This is a genomic window from Comamonas sp. AG1104 (assembly GCF_003350425.1).
GTDB lineage: Bacteria > Pseudomonadota > Gammaproteobacteria > Burkholderiales > Burkholderiaceae_C > Comamonas > Comamonas testosteroni.
This window is the reverse complement of sequence record NZ_QQAS01000011.1, coordinates 24,896-42,309: the sequence shown is the minus strand read 5'-3', so window position 1 is coordinate 42,309 and position 17,414 is coordinate 24,896. Positions and strand designations below refer to the sequence as shown.

Genomic DNA, 17,414 nt, shown 5'->3' with positions numbered 1-17,414 from the left:
TGCGGCGCCTGAAAAATGAGAGCTTTGATTCTAGAGTGCCCGGATAACCCCAACATTGCGGATTGCGCATCGCTGCCATGCAATCAACCTACGCCATTGTGGGGTTGACAGCATGGCTCTTATACAAGAGTTAGAATGCTCGTTTAGGCATGTTGGCGGGGATCCCGCCTGGTTGCCGGATCTTTTTGGCGAATATTTGATGGTTACCCCTTCCAGCAAAGAACTGTTCATCATGGGTATGACCCATGCCGGAAAAACCTTTCGACCCAGCGACTGGGCCGAGCGCTTGGCCGGTGTCATGAGTCAGTTCCGCCCTGGTGGTGCCTGCGCCGGAAGCCATCTGAGCTACTCTCCCTGGTGCGTGCCCACGGTGATGAACGGCACCAAATGCGTGGTCATCAACCGGGATCTGCGCGACTACGAACCCATGGCATGGGACTTCTGCCTGAATTTCGCCAAGGACAACGATCTGCAGGTGGCCGAGGCCTGTCTGCTGCCAGACAAGCTGCCAGCCGGCAAGAAGTGATTTTTCAGGTGCCCAGAGGCGCCGCGCAAACGACAAAGGCTTCCACGGGAAGCTTTTTTTGTATCTGTGCGCTGCAGGTCTAGCTCTGCGCTGTCGTGCTGTCCAGCAGCCGTGACCGGCGCCACGGGCCCCAGCGGTAGTAGGCGATGGACAGCAGCATGGATGCCAGCGCGCTGAGTGGAAAGCTCCACCACAGCGCATCCTGCCCCCACAGCGGCTGCAGCCCCCAGGCCAGGGGCAGGCGCAGGCCCCACAGCGTCAGGGTCAGGATGGCCAGAGGGGCCAGCACCGCACCCGTGGAGCGCACCACGCCGGCCAGCACGCTGCTCACGCCCAGCAGCATGAACGAGCCCAGCACGATGCGGTTGAGGTGGCGTGCGGGCTCCAGGGCCGTGCTGCCCTCGGGCAGAAACAGGGCCAGCACGAAGCGGTCGCAGGCCAGGATCAGGGCCACGCAGGCGCCTGTCAGCAGCAGATGGCAGGCTACGCCGGCACGCGCCGTGCGCGCCACACGCGGCCAGTGGCCGGCGCCCACGTTCTGGGCGGCGATGGTGGTGCAGGCCGAGGCCACGGCAATGGCCGGCATCTGGACATAGGCCCACAGCTGCAGGGCCGCGCCGTAGGCGGCCGAAACCTGGGCACCATGGGTGTTGATCAGGGTCAGCATCAGCGCCAGGGAGAGCGAGACCACCAGCATCTGCAGGCCCATGGGCAGGCCCTTGGTGACCAGGCAGCGCACCAGCGCCGACTCGGGCCGTAGATGGCGGCGCTGGCGCCAGCCTATCCATAGCGGCAGCCGCTGCCAGCGCAGCCAGGCCAGCAGGCCCGCGAGGCCGAGGCTGTTGGCCGCCAGGGTGGCCAGTGCCGAGCCTGCCATGCCAAGGCCTGGCAGAGGGCCGGCGCCGAAGATGAACAAGGGGTTGAGCAGGGCGTCGCCCAGGGCCACGCCCAGCAGGGCCACGAAAGGCGTGCGGCTGTCGCCCGTGCCGCGCAGCACGGCGGCCACGAAGATCAGCAGCAGCATGGGCGGCAGCGCGAGAAAGAGCACCCTCAGATAGTCCACGGCCAGTGCGGCGGTGGCGGGTTCTGCCCCCATGGCGCCCAGCAAGGGGACGGCCAGCGGCCAGCCCAGTGCGGCCATCAGCAGGGACATGCCCAGAAACAGGCTGGCACTGGTGCCTGTGATGCGCCGGGCCAGGGCCCAGCGGCCCGCACCCACGGCCTGGGCCACCAGCAGATTGGCGGCCTGGCTGATGCCGAAGACCAGAGCAATCAGCACAAACAGCAGATTGTTGGCATGCACGGCCGCAGACAGTGCGCTCTCGCCCAGATGGCGTCCGATCCAGAAGGCATTGACCGAGGTATTGAGCGACTGCAGCACATAGCCGCCCCACAGAGGCAGGGAAAAACGCAGCAGGGCGCGGCCTATCGGTGCATGGGTCAGTGGCTGGTGCATGGAAAAAAAGGAGGCGGCGCAACCTCAAGCGGCGGGCTCTGCAAGAAAAAGCCCCGCGCGGCACAGGCCGGCGGGGCGGGCACCGGCGCGCCGGTGCGGGGAGAGCTGGGCTTAGAGCGCCTGCATTTCCTTGTTCAGCTGGGTGGGGTTCTGGGGAGCTGCGGCAGGCGCGGGAGCCGCTTCGGCCTTTTTGCCCAGATCGGCAGGAACATCCACATAGGGCAGCTTCAGGGCCGAGCTGGTCATGCGGCGGATCTCGTTGGTATAGGCGGCATCCTCGTTGATCTTGCGGCCGTAGGAAGGCACGATCTGCTGGATGTGGGCCTTCCACTCGGCGCTGGCCATCTGCTCGGGGAAGGACTTCTTGAGCAGGTTCAGCATGATGTGGGGAGCGGTCGAGGCGCCGGGCGATGCACCCAGCAGGGCGGCAATGCTGCCGTCTTCCGAGCCCACGATTTCGGTGCCGAACTGCAGCACGGCGCCTTTTTCAGGGTCGCGCTTGATGATCTGCACACGCTGGCCGGCGGTGACCAGCTTCCAGTCCTCGCGTTTGGCTTCGGGGAAGTACTGGGCCAGCACGGCCTGACGGTCTGCGTCGGTCAGCTCTGCCTGCTGCATCAGGTACTGGACCAGATCCAGGTTGTGGATGCCCACGCGCAGCATGCCCATCAGATTGTCATGGGTGACCGAGGAGAACAGATCCCACCAGGAGCCGTTCTTGAGGAACTTGGTGGTGGCCAGGGCGAAGGGGCCGAACAGCACCACGGGCTTGCCGTCGAGCTGACGGGCGTCCAGATGGGGCACGGACATGGGGGGCGAACCGGTGGAGGCAATGCCGTAGGCCTTGACGTCGTGGCGCTTGGCCAGCTCGGGGTTCTCGATGGCCAGGAACTGGCCGCCCACGGGGAAGCCGGCGTAGTTCTTGGATTCGGGGATGCCCGAGGCCTGCAGCAGCTTGAGTGCGGCACCTCCGGCACCGACGAAGACGAACTTGGCCTTGACAGTCTTTTCCTGGCCGCCCTTGGCCAGATCCGCCACGGTCACGTTCCAGGTCTTGTCTGCGTTCTGGCGCAGGGCCGTGACTTCGCTTTGCAGGTGCAGCTGGAAGTTGGGGCTCTTCTGGAGCGAGGCCATCAGCTGCTCGGTCCAGACGCCATGGTTCACGTCGGTGCCCAGGGGCATGTAGGTAGCGGCGATCTTCTGGGCCGGGTCACGGCCTTCGATCATCAGCGGGGCCCACTTCTTGATCTGTGCCTGGTCTTCGGAGTACTCCATGCCGTAGAACAGAGGGTTCTGAACCAGGGCCTGCTGGCGCTTCTTGAGGAAGGCGATGTTGTCATCACCCCAGACGAAGCTCATGTGGGGCGTGGCGTTCACGAAGGTCTCGGGCGACTGCAGGTGGCCGCGGCCGACCTGGTGGGCCCAGAACTGGCGCGTCACCTCGAACTGCTCGGCAATGCCCACGGCGCGCTTGGTTTCCACGCTGCCGTCGGGCAGCTGGGGCGTGTAGTTGAGCTCGGCAAAGCCCGAGTGGCCGGTGCCGGCGTTGTTCCAGCCGTTGGAGCTTTCCAGGGCCACGCCGTCCAGGCGTTCGAAGACCTCGATCTTCCAGTCGGGCTGCAGCTCCTGCAGGTAGGTGGCCAGCGTCGTGCTCATCACGCCGGCACCCACCATCACCACATCGACGGGCTGCTCGTTCTCGGCCTTGGGCACGGAGCGAGGGAATATTGGCCAAAACAAAAATAACAGCGCGGCCAGGACCAGGGCCGCGACGGCTCCCAGTCCTGCTTTGATCGACTTTTTCATGACTTTTTCTAGACTTGACTATCAAAAAAGCCTGCGGGCAGGCGGCAGGCTTTTTGCGAAGATACGGGGCAAGTCCTATAAAAGACATGAGACTCCCCGACCTGGGGATTGTCCTAGGGAAGTCAAAATCTGACGCTAATCAATTCGTATTAGGACGCTTTGTGCTAAAGGAGAGGCGGTTTGCGCATGCGCTGATGAGGCAGTCAACTGTCGAGCGCGGACAACAAAAAAACCGCCCTAGGGCGGTTTTGATGTTTTTTGCTGACAGCGCACCCGTTACAAACGGCAGATGACCGAAGTCATCCGTGCTTGAGGGAGGCTGGTATTAAGCAGCCAGAGCCAGGGTCTTGACCTTGGCGGACAGGCGGCTCTTATCGCGAGCTGCCTTGTTCTTGTGGAAGATGCCCTTGTCAGCGATCGCGTCGATCACGGACTGAGCCTTGGCAAACAGTTCAGCTGCCTTGGTCTTGTCGCCGGCCACAACAGCCTTCTCGACATTCTTGACAGCAGTACGGTACTTGGAACGCAGCGAAGTGTTCGCAGCGTTCAGCTTGACGTTCTGGCGGGCGCGCTTGCGGCCGGAAGCCAGGCGGGGGTTCTTTTTGGCTTTAGTTGCCATGATTATTTCCTTGTGTGTCTGAGGATGATGTCAGCAAAACCGTGGATTGTATCACCCCCTGTGCGGCTTCGCCGCTTCCCCCTTTAAGGGGGACGACATCCTCGCGGCGGGGCGGCCCTTGCTCGATGTCTCTGTGTTGGGCCGTGTCTGCTTTGAGATCGCTGGATTGCTACAGAGTGAAAAGCGCCGCAAATCAGTCTGCAGCGCTTGGCATGAACGCATACACTTCGCTGCGTGTCACTGTTCAAAGCCGCCTCCACCGTATCTCTTCTGACGCTGGCCTCCCGTATTTCGGGGCTGGTACGCGATCTGCTCATGGCCTCCATGTTCGGCGCCAATGCGCTGACCGATGCCTTCAATGTCGCATTCAGAATTCCCAATCTCTTTCGCCGTCTGTTTGCCGAAGGCGCTTTCAGTCAGGCCTTTGTGCCGGTGCTGGCCGCCAGCAAGACCCGGGATGGCGAGGAGGCCACGCGCCACCTGATCAGCCATGTCGCAACCCTGCTGTTCTGGGCGCTGCTGGTGGTCTGCGTGCTGGGCGTGATCGGCGCTCCGCTGCTGGTCTGGCTGCTGGCCAGCGGCATGCGCCAGTCGCCCGACGGTTATCAAGCCGCTGTGGTGATGACGCGCTGGATGTTCCCCTATATCGGCTTCATGTCGCTGGTGGCGCTGTCGGCGGGCATTCTCAATACCTGGAAGAAGTTCGCGGTATCGGCCGCCACGCCCGTGCTGCTCAATCTCAGCATGATCGTGGCGGCTCTGCTGGGTGCGCCCTGGTTCGAGAAGCAGGGCATAGAGCCCATCTATGCCATGGCTGGCGGCGTGATGCTGGGCGGCGTGCTGCAACTGGCGGTACAGATTCCTGCGCTGCGCTCCATGGGGCTGATGCCGCGCATCGGCTTCTCGCCCGCAGCCATTCGCGCAGCCTGGGACGAGGCGGGGGTGCGCCGCATCCTGACGCTGATGGGGCCGGCGCTGCTGGGGGTTGGCGTGGCCCAGGTCTCATTGATGATCAATACCCAGATCGCCTCCTACATGGCTCCCGGCAGCGTGACCTGGCTGTTCTATGCCGACCGCCTGATGGAGTTCCCCACGGCCTTGCTGGGCGTGGCGCTGGGCGTGGTGCTGACGCCGCAGCTGGCGTCCGCCAAGGCGGCCGGCGACGGCGAGCGCTATTCCAATATGCTGGACTGGGGCCTGCGTCTGGTGGTGCTGCTGGCCGTGCCCTGCGCCGTGGGCCTGCTGACCTTTGCCACGCCGCTGGTGGCCACGCTGTTCCATCGTGGTGCCTTGCATGACAGCGATGTGGGGCAGATTGCCCTGGCGCTGATGGGCTATGGCGCCGGCCTGCTCGGCCTGGTGGCCATCAAGGTGCTGGCGCCCGGCTACTACGCCAGCCAGGACATTCGTACACCCGTGAAGATTGCAATCGTGGTGCTTGTGATTACGCAGTTGCTCAACCTGGTGCTGGTGCCCTGGCTCAAGCACACGGGGCTGGCCCTGTCCATCGGCCTGGCCGCACTGGTCAATGCGAGCTGGCTGCTCATCGGCCTGCTGCGCCGCGGCACCTACAAGCCCGGGCCGGGCTGGCTGAAGTTCATTTTGCAGGTGATCGCGGCCAGTGCCTTGCTGGCGGTGCTGCTGCTCTGGGGCAGTCAGCACTTTGACTGGGTGGGCTTGCGCAGCAATGGCTTGCTGCGCGCAGCGCTGCTGGCCGCCATGATGGCTGGGGCCGCCGTGCTTTACTTTGGCGTGCTGAAGCTCTCGGGTCTGAATCTGCGTCAGTTGCTGCGCCGTTAAAGCTTGGGCTGCTCATGGAAAAGTGAGCGGTCAGCGCAGGTTTTACAGGCATATCAAGGGGATTTCGCTTGCATGACCTGCCAAGGCGGCTTACAAATCAGCCTATGAGCTGGACGATAGACGAGTACCCCACGGCCCTGCAGTATTTTGCGTCTCTGGTGCAGAGTGATGAAAACTTTGCCTTGATGGAAGCAGCCATCAGCATTGCTCAGGATGCCGAACCTGATCTTGACCTGCAATCCGTGCTGGCCGAGCTGGACAGGCTGCAAGTGCGTCTGGTACAGCGTCTGGCAGGCGAGGAGGACGGTTTGCGCAAGCTCAGTGCGCTCAACAAGTTCTTCTATGGCGAACTGGGCTTTGCCGGTAACCTCAACAACTATTACGACCCCGCCAACAGCTATATCCACCATGTGCTGCAGACAAGGCGCGGCATTCCCATCAGCGTGGCGCTGATCTGGCTGGAGTTGGCTTCCAGCATTGGTCTGACGGTGGAGGGCATAGGCTTTCCAGGGCATTTCCTGGTCAAGGTCATGCTGCCACAGGGGCAGGTGGTGCAGGATCCGTTGACGGGCGATTCCTACTCCGCAAGCGCCTTGGCAGAGCGCTTGCAGCCGTTTCTCGATCAGGCAGGCATTACACCCGACGATGCGCCGCCGCTGGGGCTGTATCTGCAGGCCGCTCATCCCCGCGATGTCGTGGCGCGCATGCTGCGCAATCTGCAGGAGATTCATCAGGTCCAGAAAGACTGGCCCATGCTGGTGGCCGTGCTCAATCGCCTGATCTTGCTGCAGCCCGGTCGCGAGGAGCTGTTCAGGGACCGCGGTATGGCGTATGCCCAATGGGGAGTGATTGAAAGAGCGCTATCGGATCTGGAGCGTTATGCGCCTTCCGCACAAGGGCAGGAGTCCGATTACATCGCGAGAACCATTGCCCGGCTGCGCCGGACGGGCTGAACGCCCTGGTGGCAAGCAGCTTGCTTACACCAGGTGTGCGGCTTCCAGCTCTTTCTTGAGATAGGCATAGAACAGCGGCGCAGCCACCAGACCGGCGGGGCCGAAGACGGACTCGGCCACGAACATCACGGCCAGCAACTCCCATACGCCCATATGTGTGCGTGTGCCCACGACCTTGGCGTTGATCACGTATTCGGCCTTGTGGATCAGGATCAGAAAGCCCAGGCAGGCGGCGGCGGCCACGGGCGACACCGACAGGCCGACCAGCGTCAGCACGGCGTTGCACAGCAGGTTGCCGACGATGGGGATCAGTCCGGCGATGAAAGTCAGCGTGATCAGCGCGGGGGTGTAGGGTAGCTGCAGCTTCCAGATCGGCAATATGGCCAGCAGAAAGACGGACGTCAGCAAGGTGTTGAAGGCGGCGATCCAGAACTGGGCTGCCACGATCTGTTTGAAGGCCAGGGCAAAGTGTCCGATGCGCTGCTGCAGGGCCAGCACCAGCGGCGGGTGGCGCGTGGCGATGGGACGCACGGCGGCCAGAGCGCCGATGATCAGGCCCACATAGGCATAGAGCAGGCCGGTCAGCCAGGCGCGGCCCGCCGTGGCCAGCACGCCGGCCTTGGCGGCCAGATAGCCGGCCAGCTTGCTTTGAATTTCCTGGGCGCCGTCAGGCAGCTGATCGGCAATGTCCGAGGGCAGTTTCTCTCGCAGCTCCAGCACCGTGGCCGCAAGATAGTCCAGCAGTTCCTTGTACTGGGCAGGGGCTTCGGTGATATAGGTTCGGGTCTGGGAGAGGGCGCCGCTGAGCAGGGCCAGTGGCGCCAGAATCACGATGGTGGTGGCAACCACCTGGGCCCAGCGTGGCAGCTGGTTGCTGGCAAAGGCGCGAGGATTGGCGCGTGACAGCAGGCGCGACAGTGAGCGGGTCAACATGAAACCCACGCACACGCACAGCAGGCCGGGAAGTATTCCCTGATGCATGACGAGCAGCAATGCTGCTCCCATCAATATGTAACTGGCCAGTATGACCTTGGGCGAAGGGCCCGGTTGCGTAGTGATGGGGGCGGGCAAATGCTGCGTCATTCAGGCTCGGGGTAGAGGGGCTGTGATGAAGATTTGCTTAGCGAACTTCAACGGGCTTGCCGGAGCCGATTTCCGTGATGGCTCCGATGCTGTAGACCTTCTCGCCCAGCTCGGCCAGTGTGGCTGCCGTGTCTTCTGCGTCTTCAGCGGCCACCACCACCACCATGCCGATACCGTTGTTGAACGTGCGGTTCATCTCGATGTCGTCAATGCCGGCGGTCTTTTGCAGCCAGGCGAACAGCTCGGTCTGAGGCCAGCTGCCAGCCTTGAGATGGGCTGCGGTGCCTTCTGGCAGCACGCGGGGAATGTTTTCCAGCAGGCCGCCGCCGGTGATGTGGGCCAGGGCCTTGATGGGGTGCTTGTCCAGTGCTGCCAGCACGTTCTTCACATACAGACGGGTGGGCTCCATGATGGCGGCCTTGAAGGGCTTGCCGTCCAGGGTCTCGGGCACAGTGCCCTGGGCTTCTGCGCGCTCGATGCACTTGCGCACCAGCGAGAAACCGTTGGAATGCACGCCGTGCGAGGCCAGACCCAGCACCACATCGCCGGGCTTGACGTTCTGACCGCTGAGGATCTTGGACTTTTCGACCGCACCGACGGCAAAGCCGGCCAGATCGTATTCGCCGTCGGGGTACATGCCGGGCATTTCAGCGGTTTCACCGCCGATCAGCGCGCAGCCGGACAGCTCGCAACCCTTGGCAATACCGCCCACCACGGCAGCAGCGGTGTCCACATGCAGCTTGCCGCAGGCGAAGTAGTCGAGGAAGAACAGGGGCTCGGCACCCTGCACCAGTACATCGTTCACGCTCATGGCCACCAGATCGATGCCCACGGTGTCGTGCATATTCCACTCGAAGGCCAGCTTGAGCTTGGTGCCCACGCCGTCGGTGCCGGACACCAGCACGGGTTCCTTGTAGCGCTTGGGCACTTCGAACAGGGCACCGAAGCCGCCGATGCCGGCCATCACGCCTTCGCGCATGGTTTTCTTGGCCAGGGGCTTGATGCGTTCGACCAGGGCGTCGCCTGCGTCGATGTCAACACCGGCGTCTTTGTAGGAAATGGGGGTAGAGGAGGATGCGGAAGAGCTCATCGATGGATCCGGTGCGGGGGCGCCCTGCTGGGCGGAAACCCCGGGATTCTACGGCGCTTGCCCATGCAGCGGGGGCGCCCGGACATGCGTCAAAGGGTTTTGCTGGAGCATTCATGGCCTGACTACAACAACGGCAGTAGGCAAAATCAGCCCGAAGCCGCTCGGGGGCTGCGAGTGCAGACTAAAATTGGTGCTTTTGTTACCGAGTGATCACGCTAGGGCATATTGCAGGGCCTGATCTGAATACGCGTCCGGGCCTTTGTTTCTTCCACCATTGATGCTGATGAATCTCCTGCCAGATTTCGCCGCATGGGCTGTTGAGTGCCCAGGAAAGGGGGCGCTGCGCGTATGTCGCAGATGAAGCAGCTGGCTCTGGATATCAGCATGGCGCCCGGCCCGACGCTCGCGCGTTTCTTTGTCGGCCCCAATGCTGCGTTGATCGATCACCTGCGTCACTGGGTGGGCGATGGCCAGTTGCAGCAGTCGCGAACGCCAGTGCCTACTTATCTCTGGGGTGAGGCAGGGTCCGGCAAGAGTCATTTGCTCAAGGCGGTGCGTGAAGCCCTGCGCGAGCAAGGGGCCATGGTGGGCTGGATGGATGCATCCACTCCGTTCCCGCCCGAGTTCGACGAACGCTGGGCCGCCGTGCTGATGGACGATGTGGACATCTACACCCCGTTCCAGCAGGCGCGTGCCTTCAACTGGTTTGTGAATGCCACCAGCCCCGCCACCGGTCTGCCGCGCTGGGTGCTGGCCGCCGGTCAGTTGCCGGTGGCCGATCTCAAGATGCGCGAGGACTTGCGCACCCGTCTTGGCTGGGGGCATGTCTATCAGCTGCATCTGCTCGACGAGTCGGCGCGGCGTGCCGTGCTGCGTCAGGAGGCAGATGCCCGTGGCGTGTTTCTGAGCGACGAAGTGATGGATTACATGCTCAGGCGCTTTTCTCGCGATCTGGGCTCGTTGATGCAGCTGCTGGACATGCTGGACGGTTTTGCCCTGCGCAACAAGCGCGCCATCACCATCCCGCTGCTCAAGACCATGCTGGAAACCGAGTGAGGCCTGTGCTCACGCTCCCCGCTTTGGCCATGCCACAGCACTTTTTGTTGGATTTGCATGTCTACTTCTGAATTGGCTATCAAGCCCAGGCTGGCCCTGTTTGACCTGGACCATACGCTGCTGCCGCTGGACTCCGACCATGGCTGGGGCGAGTTCTCCATTGCCATCGGCTGGTGCGACCGCGAGGAGTTCGGGCGCCAGAACGATGCCTTTTTTGACGACTATCTGGCGGGCCGTCTCAACATTCCCGACTATGTGCGCTTTGCCACTGCTGCCGTGGTGCAGCGCGGCGAGGCTGAAGCCACGGCTGCGCACCAGCGTTTCATGGACGAGGTGATTCGCCCTGCGATCAAGCCTGCCGCCCTGGCATTGGTGCAGCAGCACCTGGATGCGGGAGATACCGTGGTCATCACCTCGGCCACCAACGAGTTTGTGACGCGCCCCATCGCCCAGGCTTTCGGCGTGCAGCATCTGCTTGCGACCGAGCTGGTGCGTGATGGCAGCGGCTGGTTCACGGGAGAGATTGACGGTGTGCCCAATATGCGCGAAGGCAAGGTCGTGCGCATGACCGAATGGCTGACCCAGCGCGGCCTGCGCTGGGAGGATGTCGAGGCGACCTTCTACAGCGACTCCATGAACGATGTGCCCCTGCTTGAAAAAGTGGATCACCCGGTGGCCACCAACCCCGATGCGCGCTTGCGTGCCCTGGCCGAGGAACGCGGCTGGCGCATCGTGGACCTATTTAGCGAAGCACCATGATCAAGACCATTATTGACAAGCTGCTGGGCAAGGCGCCCGCAGCTCCCCGCTCGCGCAAGCCCAAGTTCGGCAAGCGTGAGGAAGTGCCGGTTCAGGTGCATGGCATAGACCCGAATCTGGTTGACCGTCGCGCCATCGACGTGGTGCAGACCCTCAAGAGCTCGGGCTACGAGGCCTATATCGTCGGCGGCGCCGTGCGCGACCTGCTGCTGGGCCTGCGTCCCAAGGACTTCGATGTGGCCACCGATGCCACGCCCGAGCAGGTCAAGAACCTGTTTCGCCGTGCCTTCATCATCGGCAAGCGTTTTCGCATCGTGCACGTGGTCTACGGCCGTGGCCGGGAAAACGAAGTCATCGAGGTCTCCACCTTCCGCGCCTTTCTGGACAACAGCGCGGCCGAGCAGGTCAGCGGCAACGAACGCACCAGCAAGAATCAGCTGGCAGGGCTGAAACATGCCGTGGATGCCAGCGGCCGCGTGCTGCGCGACAACGTCTGGGGCCCGCAGGATCAGGACGCCACACGCCGCGACTTCACCATCAACGCCATGTACTACGACCCCGAGACACAGATCGTGGTCGACTATCACGGCGGGATAGCGGACGCCAAGAAGAAGGTGCTGCGCATGATCGGCGATCCGGCCACGCGCTACCGCGAAGACCCGGTGCGCATCATTCGTGCCGTGCGCTTTGCCGCCAAGCTCAGTGGCAAGGGCTTCAAGCTCGAAGCCAAGACTGCCAAGCCTCTGGTCGAGTGCGAGCCGCTACTGCAGGAAGTGCCGCAAAGCCGCCTGTTCGACGAAATGCTCAAGCTGCTGCAGACCGGTCATGCGCTGGCCTCGGTGGCTCAGCTCAAGGAACTGGGCCTGTCGCGCGGCATCTATCCGCTGCTGGACGTGGTCATGGAGCGCGCCGACCATCCCTTCGTGCAGGCTGCACTGATGGATACCGACCGCCGCGTGGCCGAAGGCAAGCCCGTGGCGCCCAGCTTTTTGCTGGCCTGCGTGCTGTGGCAGGACGTCAAGCAGGGCTGGGAAAAGCGTCTGGCCAAGAGCTATCACCCTTTCCCTGCACTGCAGGAGTCGATTGACGAGGTGTTCGATCAGCGTATCGGCGATGTCTCGGGCCGAGGCAAGCTGGCCGCCGACATGCGCGAGATCTGGGTCATGCAGCCGCGTTTTGACAAGCGCACCGGAGCCACTCCGCACTCCATGGTGGCGCAGCCGCGCTTCCGTGCCGGTTTTGACTTCATGCGCCTGCGTGCCGATATCGGCGAGGTCGAGGAAAGCCTGGCCAGCTGGTGGCAGGAGTTCCAGCAGGCCGATGATGCCCAGCGCGATGACCTGATCGCCCAGGCCCGCGACGAACAGCGGGCCCGCCAGCGTGCCCAGCAGCAGACGGCGCCCAAGGTGCATCGCGTGGCCAAGAAAAAAGCCGAAGGCGAACAGGACAGTCCGCTGGATCAGGTCGCCGCAGAAGGCGACGCAGCCGCTCCCAAAAAGCGCCGCCGCCGTCGTCGCAAACCATCCGCTGGCGCTGCTTCTGCCGCCGGTGGCGATGAATAGACCGCCTTCCCTGGCAACCGATACGGTTGCCGTCGGTCTCGGGGCCAATCTCGGTGATGCGCGCCAGACCCTGTCCTGGGCCGTGGCGGCGATGGCCGGGCTGGCCCGGACCGAGCTGCTGGCCGTGTCCTCGCTCTACAGCAGCAAACCCATTGATTCTTCCGGGCCTGACTATCTGAATGCGGTGGCGCTGCTGCGCACCGGGCAGGAGCCGCTGAATCTGCTGCATGCGCTGCAGGCGATCGAGCTGCAGGCCGGACGCGAGCGCCCCTACCGCAATGCACCGCGCACGCTGGATCTGGATATCGAGCTATGGGGCAACCGTCAGTCGGACGATCCCGAGTTGATCCTTCCCCACCCGCGCATGTGGCAGCGCGCCTTTGTACTGCTGCCGCTGGCCGAAATTGCGCCAGGCTGCGTGAGCGCCGAGCAACTGCAGGCCGTGGCAGACCAGGGCATAGAACGCAGCCTGGCTCAGGGTTGGTGGACAGAGCAGTCAGCGTAGTTCTGATTTAATAGCTTGTCGCGCTTGCCTGGCAAGCGATGGATGCCGAGATCACCTATGAAAAAAAGCCCCGGCTGCCAATGGCTCCCGGGGCTTTTCAATCGGCGTCAGCAGCTATCAGTCGACCTTGGCGCCGGAGGCCTTGACGATGGACTGGTACTTGGCGCGCTCGGTGGCCATGAATTTGTCGAATTCTGCAGGCGTGGAGCCCACGGGTTCGGCCATCAGGGCGTTGAAGCGGGTCTTGGTTTCCGGTGCTTGCAGGGCATCATTGAAGGCCTTGCTCAGCTTGTCCAGCACGGGCTTGGGGGTGCCGGCCGGGGCAACCAGTCCCCACCAGGTGTCAATGGCAAAACCGGGGTAGGTCTTGGACAGCGCAGGCACGCCGGGCAGCAGCGGCGAGGCATTGAGCGAAGTCACAGCCAGAGCCACCAGCTTGCCGCTCTTGATATTGGGCGCGGCCGCAGCCAGGTTGTCGATATTGAAGTCCACCTCGCCAGACAGCAGGGCCAGCTGGGCTGGGTTGGCGCCACGGTAGGGCACGTGCAGTGCAAAGATGCCGGCCTTTTGCTTGAGCATCTCGCCGGCCAGATGGCCTGCGGAGCCATTGCCGCCGCTGCCGTAGTTGAGCTTGCCGGGATGGCCCTTGGCGTAGGTGATCAGATCGGCCACGCTATGGATCTTGAGCTGCTCGGCCTTGGCGGCATTCATCACCAGCACATTGGGCACGCGCACCATCTGGGTGATACCGGCAAAGTCCTTGCCTGCGTCATAGGGCATCTTGGTGTAGAGCCAGGGGTTGACGGCATGGGTGGCTGTGGCGGCCAGGCCTATGGTCAGGCCGTCGGGCTGAGCCTTGGCAATGGCGTCGGCGCCGATATTGCCACCGGCACCCGCCTTGTTGTCGATGATGACGACGCCCAGGGAGTCGCGCACCCGCTCTGCCAGTGCGCGCGAGGTGATGTCCAGCGGACCACCGGGCGCATAGGGCACGATCAGACGGATGGGTTCTTGGGCCTGGGAGAGGGGAGAGGCCAAGGCAGCAACGGCCGCCATGACCGAGAGAAGGCTGTTTCTACGGTTCATAGAGCTCTATTGTGCAAAAAATTGCAGCGGCTCCGGAGCTGGCGGTTACTTGTGCAAGAAAATTGCGCGTAAACCCTGATGCACCATGGAATGCATCGGGGTTTGTGCAAAACAGCGTTCTTACTTGTCCGCTTCGGAGGTGAAGGCGTCGGCGTAGAACTCTTCGGCAGGCAGCGCGCGTTCGCTGGTATAAGCGGCGCGGGCTGAATCCACAACGATGGGGGCACCGCAGGCATAGACCTGGTAGCCGGACAGGTCGGCAAAGTCGTCCAGCACGGCCTGATGGACAAAGCCGGTGCGGCCCGTCCAGGCATCTTCGGCCAGGGCATCGGAGATCACGGGGACATACCTGAACTGGGGCATGGAGGCCGTGTGCTCGGCAATCCAGCTGGCGTCATACAGGTCGGTGGGGCGACGGCCACCCCAGTACAGCGTGACGGGGCGGTTGATGCTCTTGTGGCGCATATGCTCGATCAGTGCCTTGATAGGGGCAAAGCCCGTGCCCGAGGCCAGCAAAATGATGGGCTTGTCCGAGTCCTCGCGCAGGAAGAAGCTGCCGAACGGGCCCTCCACACGCAGGATTTCCTTTTCCTTCATGCCGCCGAAGACATGGTCGGTGAACTTGCCGCCTTCCATGTGACGGATATGCAGCTCGATGCCGGGCGCAGTCTCCTGCACGTGGGGCGCGGTCGCCATGGAGTAGGCTCGGCGGGCACCGTCGCGCAGGATGAACTCCACATACTGGCCTGCGTGGTAGCGGAACTTCTCGCTGGCTGGCAGCTGCAGGCGCACCTGCATCACGTCATGCGATTTCTTTTCGAGGGCGGCCACGCGCACGGGCATCTTCTTGATGGGGAAGGAGCTGGCGTCCGTGACCTGGCGCGACTCCAGAACCACATCGCTGTGGGGCGTGGCGCAGCAGGTCAGCACATAGCCGCCGGCTTCCTCTTCGGCGGTCAGAGCCTTGTCCGAGTGCGTGCCGTGGCTGACTTCGCCGCTGAGCTTCTTGCACTTGCAGGAGCCGCAAGCACCGTCCTTGCAGCCATAGGGCAGGCCGACGCCGGTGCGAATGGCCGCGGCCAGAATGGTTTCAGCGCCCTGAGTGGCAAAAGCACGTCCGCTGGGCTGGACGGTAATTTCAAACGAAGCGTGGGCAATCTCGGTCATGACGTTTTGGTTATCCTTGAAGGCGTATCCGGCAGCCTTTTTGTCGGCGCTGCTGCTGTCGCAGCAACGCCAGTGGCTCCTTAGATCTTGTACGCAGCAGGTCCCGATTTTGCCTTCAAACCAAAGCCCATTGGGCGCGCTGCCAGCGCGCTTTCGTCGTGAACGCTTATTGATCGTCGGCTACGGCGATGTGGGTCAGCGCGTGGCCCGATTGCCGGTCGCTTCAGGCGGTGGCAGGCACGGCATTCAGGTGTTGGCCTTGAGCCGCAACCCGGTGCGGGCCGAGCAGCTGCATGCCCAGGCCGTGAAGCCCTTGTGGGGGGATCTGGATGACCCGGCCAGCCTGCGCAGACTGGCAGGCATTGCGACGCGGGTGCTGCATCTGGCACCGCCTCAGGCACCGGTTGCAGGGGATGAACGCTCGTGGCTGGACTCCCGCACCACGGCTCTCATGCGGACACTGCGCCTGCGCAGTCTGCCGCGCAGCCTGGTGTATGCGTCGACCTCAGGCGTTTATGGCGACTGCCAGGGGCAGTGGGTGAGCGAAACCCGGTCCGTCGCGCCGACGACCGCCAGGGCGCAGCGCCGTGTGAATGCCGAGCTCGCGGTGCGCTTTGCAGGGCGCTCGGGTCTGCGGGTCAGCATATTGCGCATTCCCGGCATCTACGCACCTGATCGTGAGGGCGGTACGCCCCGCGCCCGGCTGCAGCGAGGCACCGCCGTGCTGCAGCCCGCAGACGATGTCTATACCAACCATATTCATGCCGATGACCTGGCGCGAGCCTGTCTGCTTGCGCTGTGGCGTGGCAAGCCGCAGCGCATCTATCACGCCAGCGACGACACGCAGTTGAAGATGGGGGATTACTTCGATCTGGCGGCCGATCTCTACGGCCTGGCCCGGCCGCCGCGCATTTCGCGCGAGCAGGCGCAGACCGAACTGCCGGCGAGTCTACTGAGTTTCATGAGCGAGTCGCGGCGGCTGTCGAATCGGCGGCTCAAGCGCGAGTTGCGACTCAGGCTGCGCTATCCCACGGTGACCGAGGGCCTGCAAAGCTAGGCAGGACCAAGAAAGAGCACGACCATCAAAAATTGGCACGGCCAGGCATCGGGCAGCAAGCAGGCGCCGCCGCGCAGCGAAGCTGTCGTCCCCTGGGGGAAGGCGCACAGCGCCTCAGGGGGATTACGGTATTGGATGAACGCCGCCGCGGTTGTCATAGCAGCGGAAGACGTTGCAGTTGACGATCTTGGCGGGCGGCTGCGATGGCGTGGGACGTGCCGGCGGGTAGCGGTTGGGATAGCCATAGCCCCACTGCGGGCGGTTGATGGCATTGGGCTGCAGCGCCCGGCTTTGCTGCAGCTGCTGGTAGGCGGCTGTGCCTAGACAGCTCATCTCCATCTGGGCCTGGGCTGCGTGGCTGCGTTCGCCCCAGGTGGCAGGATCGGGGCTGGCTTCGGCCAGTATGGCGTTGTAGCGCTCGCGGGCCTGGCGGCAGGCGGGCGTGTTTTCCAGATTGGCATCGGCCCGGGCCTGGGCTTTCTCGGCGGCTTCGCGCTCCTTGCGCTCCTGCTCTTCGCGCTGACGGCGCTGGGCATCGTCGCGCGCCATCTGGGCCTTGCTCCGCTCCCGCGCCTGGCTGGCATTGGCACGCTCGGCCGCAATTTCCTCGGCGCTTTGCGCCGCCTGAATCTGCGTGCTCATTTCGCCCGAGATGCAGCGGCCGTTGGTATAGGTCACCTCGCCGGTCTTGGCATCGACACAGCGCATGACCTGCGCCTGGGCCGTGCCTGCGATCAGCACCCAGCCCAGCAGCAAGCCCAGCGGCAGCTTGCGCATGGTGACGGCGGTAGATAGGGGCTCTGGCATGACCGCTCCTTCAAAGGCGTTTGAGTGCCTGCAAATTATGAAGTGGCGGCAGGAAAAGCAGAAGCGGTGACGTGCCACAGCG

The 17,414-nt window shown here is 63.4% G+C and carries 16 protein-coding genes; 8 read left to right on the top strand and 8 right to left on the bottom strand.

What is annotated here, in order from left to right:
* Positions 1-199 precede the first annotated feature (199 nt).
* A complete protein-coding gene (locus DFO48_RS22680; protein ID WP_003052588.1) occupies positions 200-526 on the top strand; it encodes a DUF3579 domain-containing protein in 327 nt (108 codons plus the stop codon).
* Between the two features lie 79 nt (positions 527-605).
* Here DFO48_RS22680 and DFO48_RS22675 read toward each other — a convergent pair whose 3' ends face one another.
* The 3 genes from DFO48_RS22675 to rpsT all read right to left on the bottom strand — a co-directional run bounded on the left by DFO48_RS22675 (position 606) and on the right by rpsT (position 4,407).
* Positions 606-1,982, bottom strand: coding sequence for an MATE family efflux transporter (locus tag DFO48_RS22675; protein ID WP_114864840.1), 1,377 nt, complete (start codon positions 1,980-1,982; stop codon positions 606-608).
* A gap of 111 nt (positions 1,983-2,093) precedes the next feature.
* Complete coding sequence (mqo, locus tag DFO48_RS22670; RefSeq protein WP_003078637.1) at positions 2,094-3,788, bottom strand: malate dehydrogenase (quinone); 1,695 nt, start codon at positions 3,786-3,788, stop codon at positions 2,094-2,096.
* 325 nt (positions 3,789-4,113) lie between these two features.
* On the bottom strand, positions 4,114-4,407 hold the full coding sequence (rpsT, locus tag DFO48_RS22665; RefSeq protein ID WP_003052598.1) for a 30S ribosomal protein S20: 294 nt from the start codon (positions 4,405-4,407) through the stop codon (positions 4,114-4,116).
* Between the two features lie 234 nt (positions 4,408-4,641).
* Between rpsT and murJ the strand changes: the two genes are divergently transcribed.
* Positions 4,642-6,207 carry a murein biosynthesis integral membrane protein MurJ gene (gene murJ, locus DFO48_RS22655; protein WP_114864838.1) on the top strand — a complete coding sequence of 522 codons (1,566 nt, stop codon included), beginning with the start codon at positions 4,642-4,644 and terminating at the stop codon, positions 6,205-6,207.
* Between the two features lie 104 nt (positions 6,208-6,311).
* Positions 6,312-7,160, top strand: coding sequence for a SirB1 family protein (locus tag DFO48_RS22650; protein WP_003078643.1), 849 nt, complete (start codon positions 6,312-6,314; stop codon positions 7,158-7,160).
* A 24-nt stretch (positions 7,161-7,184) separates the two neighbouring features.
* Here DFO48_RS22650 and DFO48_RS22645 read toward each other — a convergent pair whose 3' ends face one another.
* Positions 7,185-8,243 carry an AI-2E family transporter gene (locus tag DFO48_RS22645; protein ID WP_034349547.1) on the bottom strand — a complete coding sequence of 353 codons (1,059 nt, stop codon included), beginning with the start codon at positions 8,241-8,243 and terminating at the stop codon, positions 7,185-7,187.
* Between the two features lie 37 nt (positions 8,244-8,280).
* Positions 8,281-9,333, bottom strand: a complete 1,053-nt coding sequence (purM, locus tag DFO48_RS22640) for a phosphoribosylformylglycinamidine cyclo-ligase (protein WP_114864837.1) — start codon at positions 9,331-9,333, stop codon at positions 8,281-8,283.
* Between the two features lie 357 nt (positions 9,334-9,690).
* On the opposite strand from purM, the gene hda reads away from it, so the two are divergent.
* From hda to folK, 4 genes are read left to right on the top strand one after another with little or no spacing between them, the layout of a single operon-like run.
* Positions 9,691-10,389, top strand: a complete 699-nt coding sequence (hda, locus tag DFO48_RS22635; RefSeq protein WP_003070849.1) for a DnaA regulatory inactivator Hda — start codon at positions 9,691-9,693, stop codon at positions 10,387-10,389.
* Between the two features lie 57 nt (positions 10,390-10,446).
* The gene (locus DFO48_RS22630) at positions 10,447-11,148 is read left to right on the top strand and encodes an HAD family phosphatase (RefSeq protein ID WP_034349549.1); all 702 of its coding nucleotides are present in this window, start codon (positions 10,447-10,449) and stop codon (positions 11,146-11,148) included.
* Positions 11,145-12,710 carry a polynucleotide adenylyltransferase PcnB gene (gene pcnB / locus DFO48_RS22625; protein WP_003078650.1) on the top strand — a complete coding sequence of 522 codons (1,566 nt, stop codon included), beginning with the start codon at positions 11,145-11,147 and terminating at the stop codon, positions 12,708-12,710. The genes DFO48_RS22630 and pcnB overlap by 4 nt, the downstream gene beginning before the upstream one ends.
* Positions 12,703-13,215, top strand: coding sequence for a 2-amino-4-hydroxy-6-hydroxymethyldihydropteridine diphosphokinase (folK, locus tag DFO48_RS22620; protein ID WP_003078652.1), 513 nt, complete (start codon positions 12,703-12,705; stop codon positions 13,213-13,215). The genes pcnB and folK overlap by 8 nt, the downstream gene beginning before the upstream one ends.
* Positions 13,216-13,332: 117 nt before the next feature.
* Here folK and DFO48_RS22615 read toward each other — a convergent pair whose 3' ends face one another.
* Complete coding sequence (locus DFO48_RS22615; RefSeq protein WP_233506496.1) at positions 13,333-14,301, bottom strand: tripartite tricarboxylate transporter substrate binding protein; 969 nt, start codon at positions 14,299-14,301, stop codon at positions 13,333-13,335.
* 120 nt (positions 14,302-14,421) lie between these two features.
* Positions 14,422-15,468: a CDP-6-deoxy-delta-3,4-glucoseen reductase gene (locus DFO48_RS22610; RefSeq protein WP_003078655.1), complete on the bottom strand. Its 1,047-nt coding sequence runs from the start codon at positions 15,466-15,468 to the stop codon at positions 14,422-14,424.
* Between the two features lie 169 nt (positions 15,469-15,637).
* Here DFO48_RS22610 and DFO48_RS22605 point away from each other — a divergent pair, with 169 nt between their 5' ends.
* Positions 15,638-16,525, top strand: a complete 888-nt coding sequence (locus DFO48_RS22605; protein ID WP_114864884.1) for an SDR family oxidoreductase — start codon at positions 15,638-15,640, stop codon at positions 16,523-16,525.
* Between the two features lie 123 nt (positions 16,526-16,648).
* Here DFO48_RS22605 and DFO48_RS22600 read toward each other — a convergent pair whose 3' ends face one another.
* Positions 16,649-17,332: a DUF4124 domain-containing protein gene (locus DFO48_RS22600; RefSeq protein ID WP_114864835.1), complete on the bottom strand. Its 684-nt coding sequence runs from the start codon at positions 17,330-17,332 to the stop codon at positions 16,649-16,651.
* Positions 17,333-17,414: the final 82 nt, after the last annotated feature.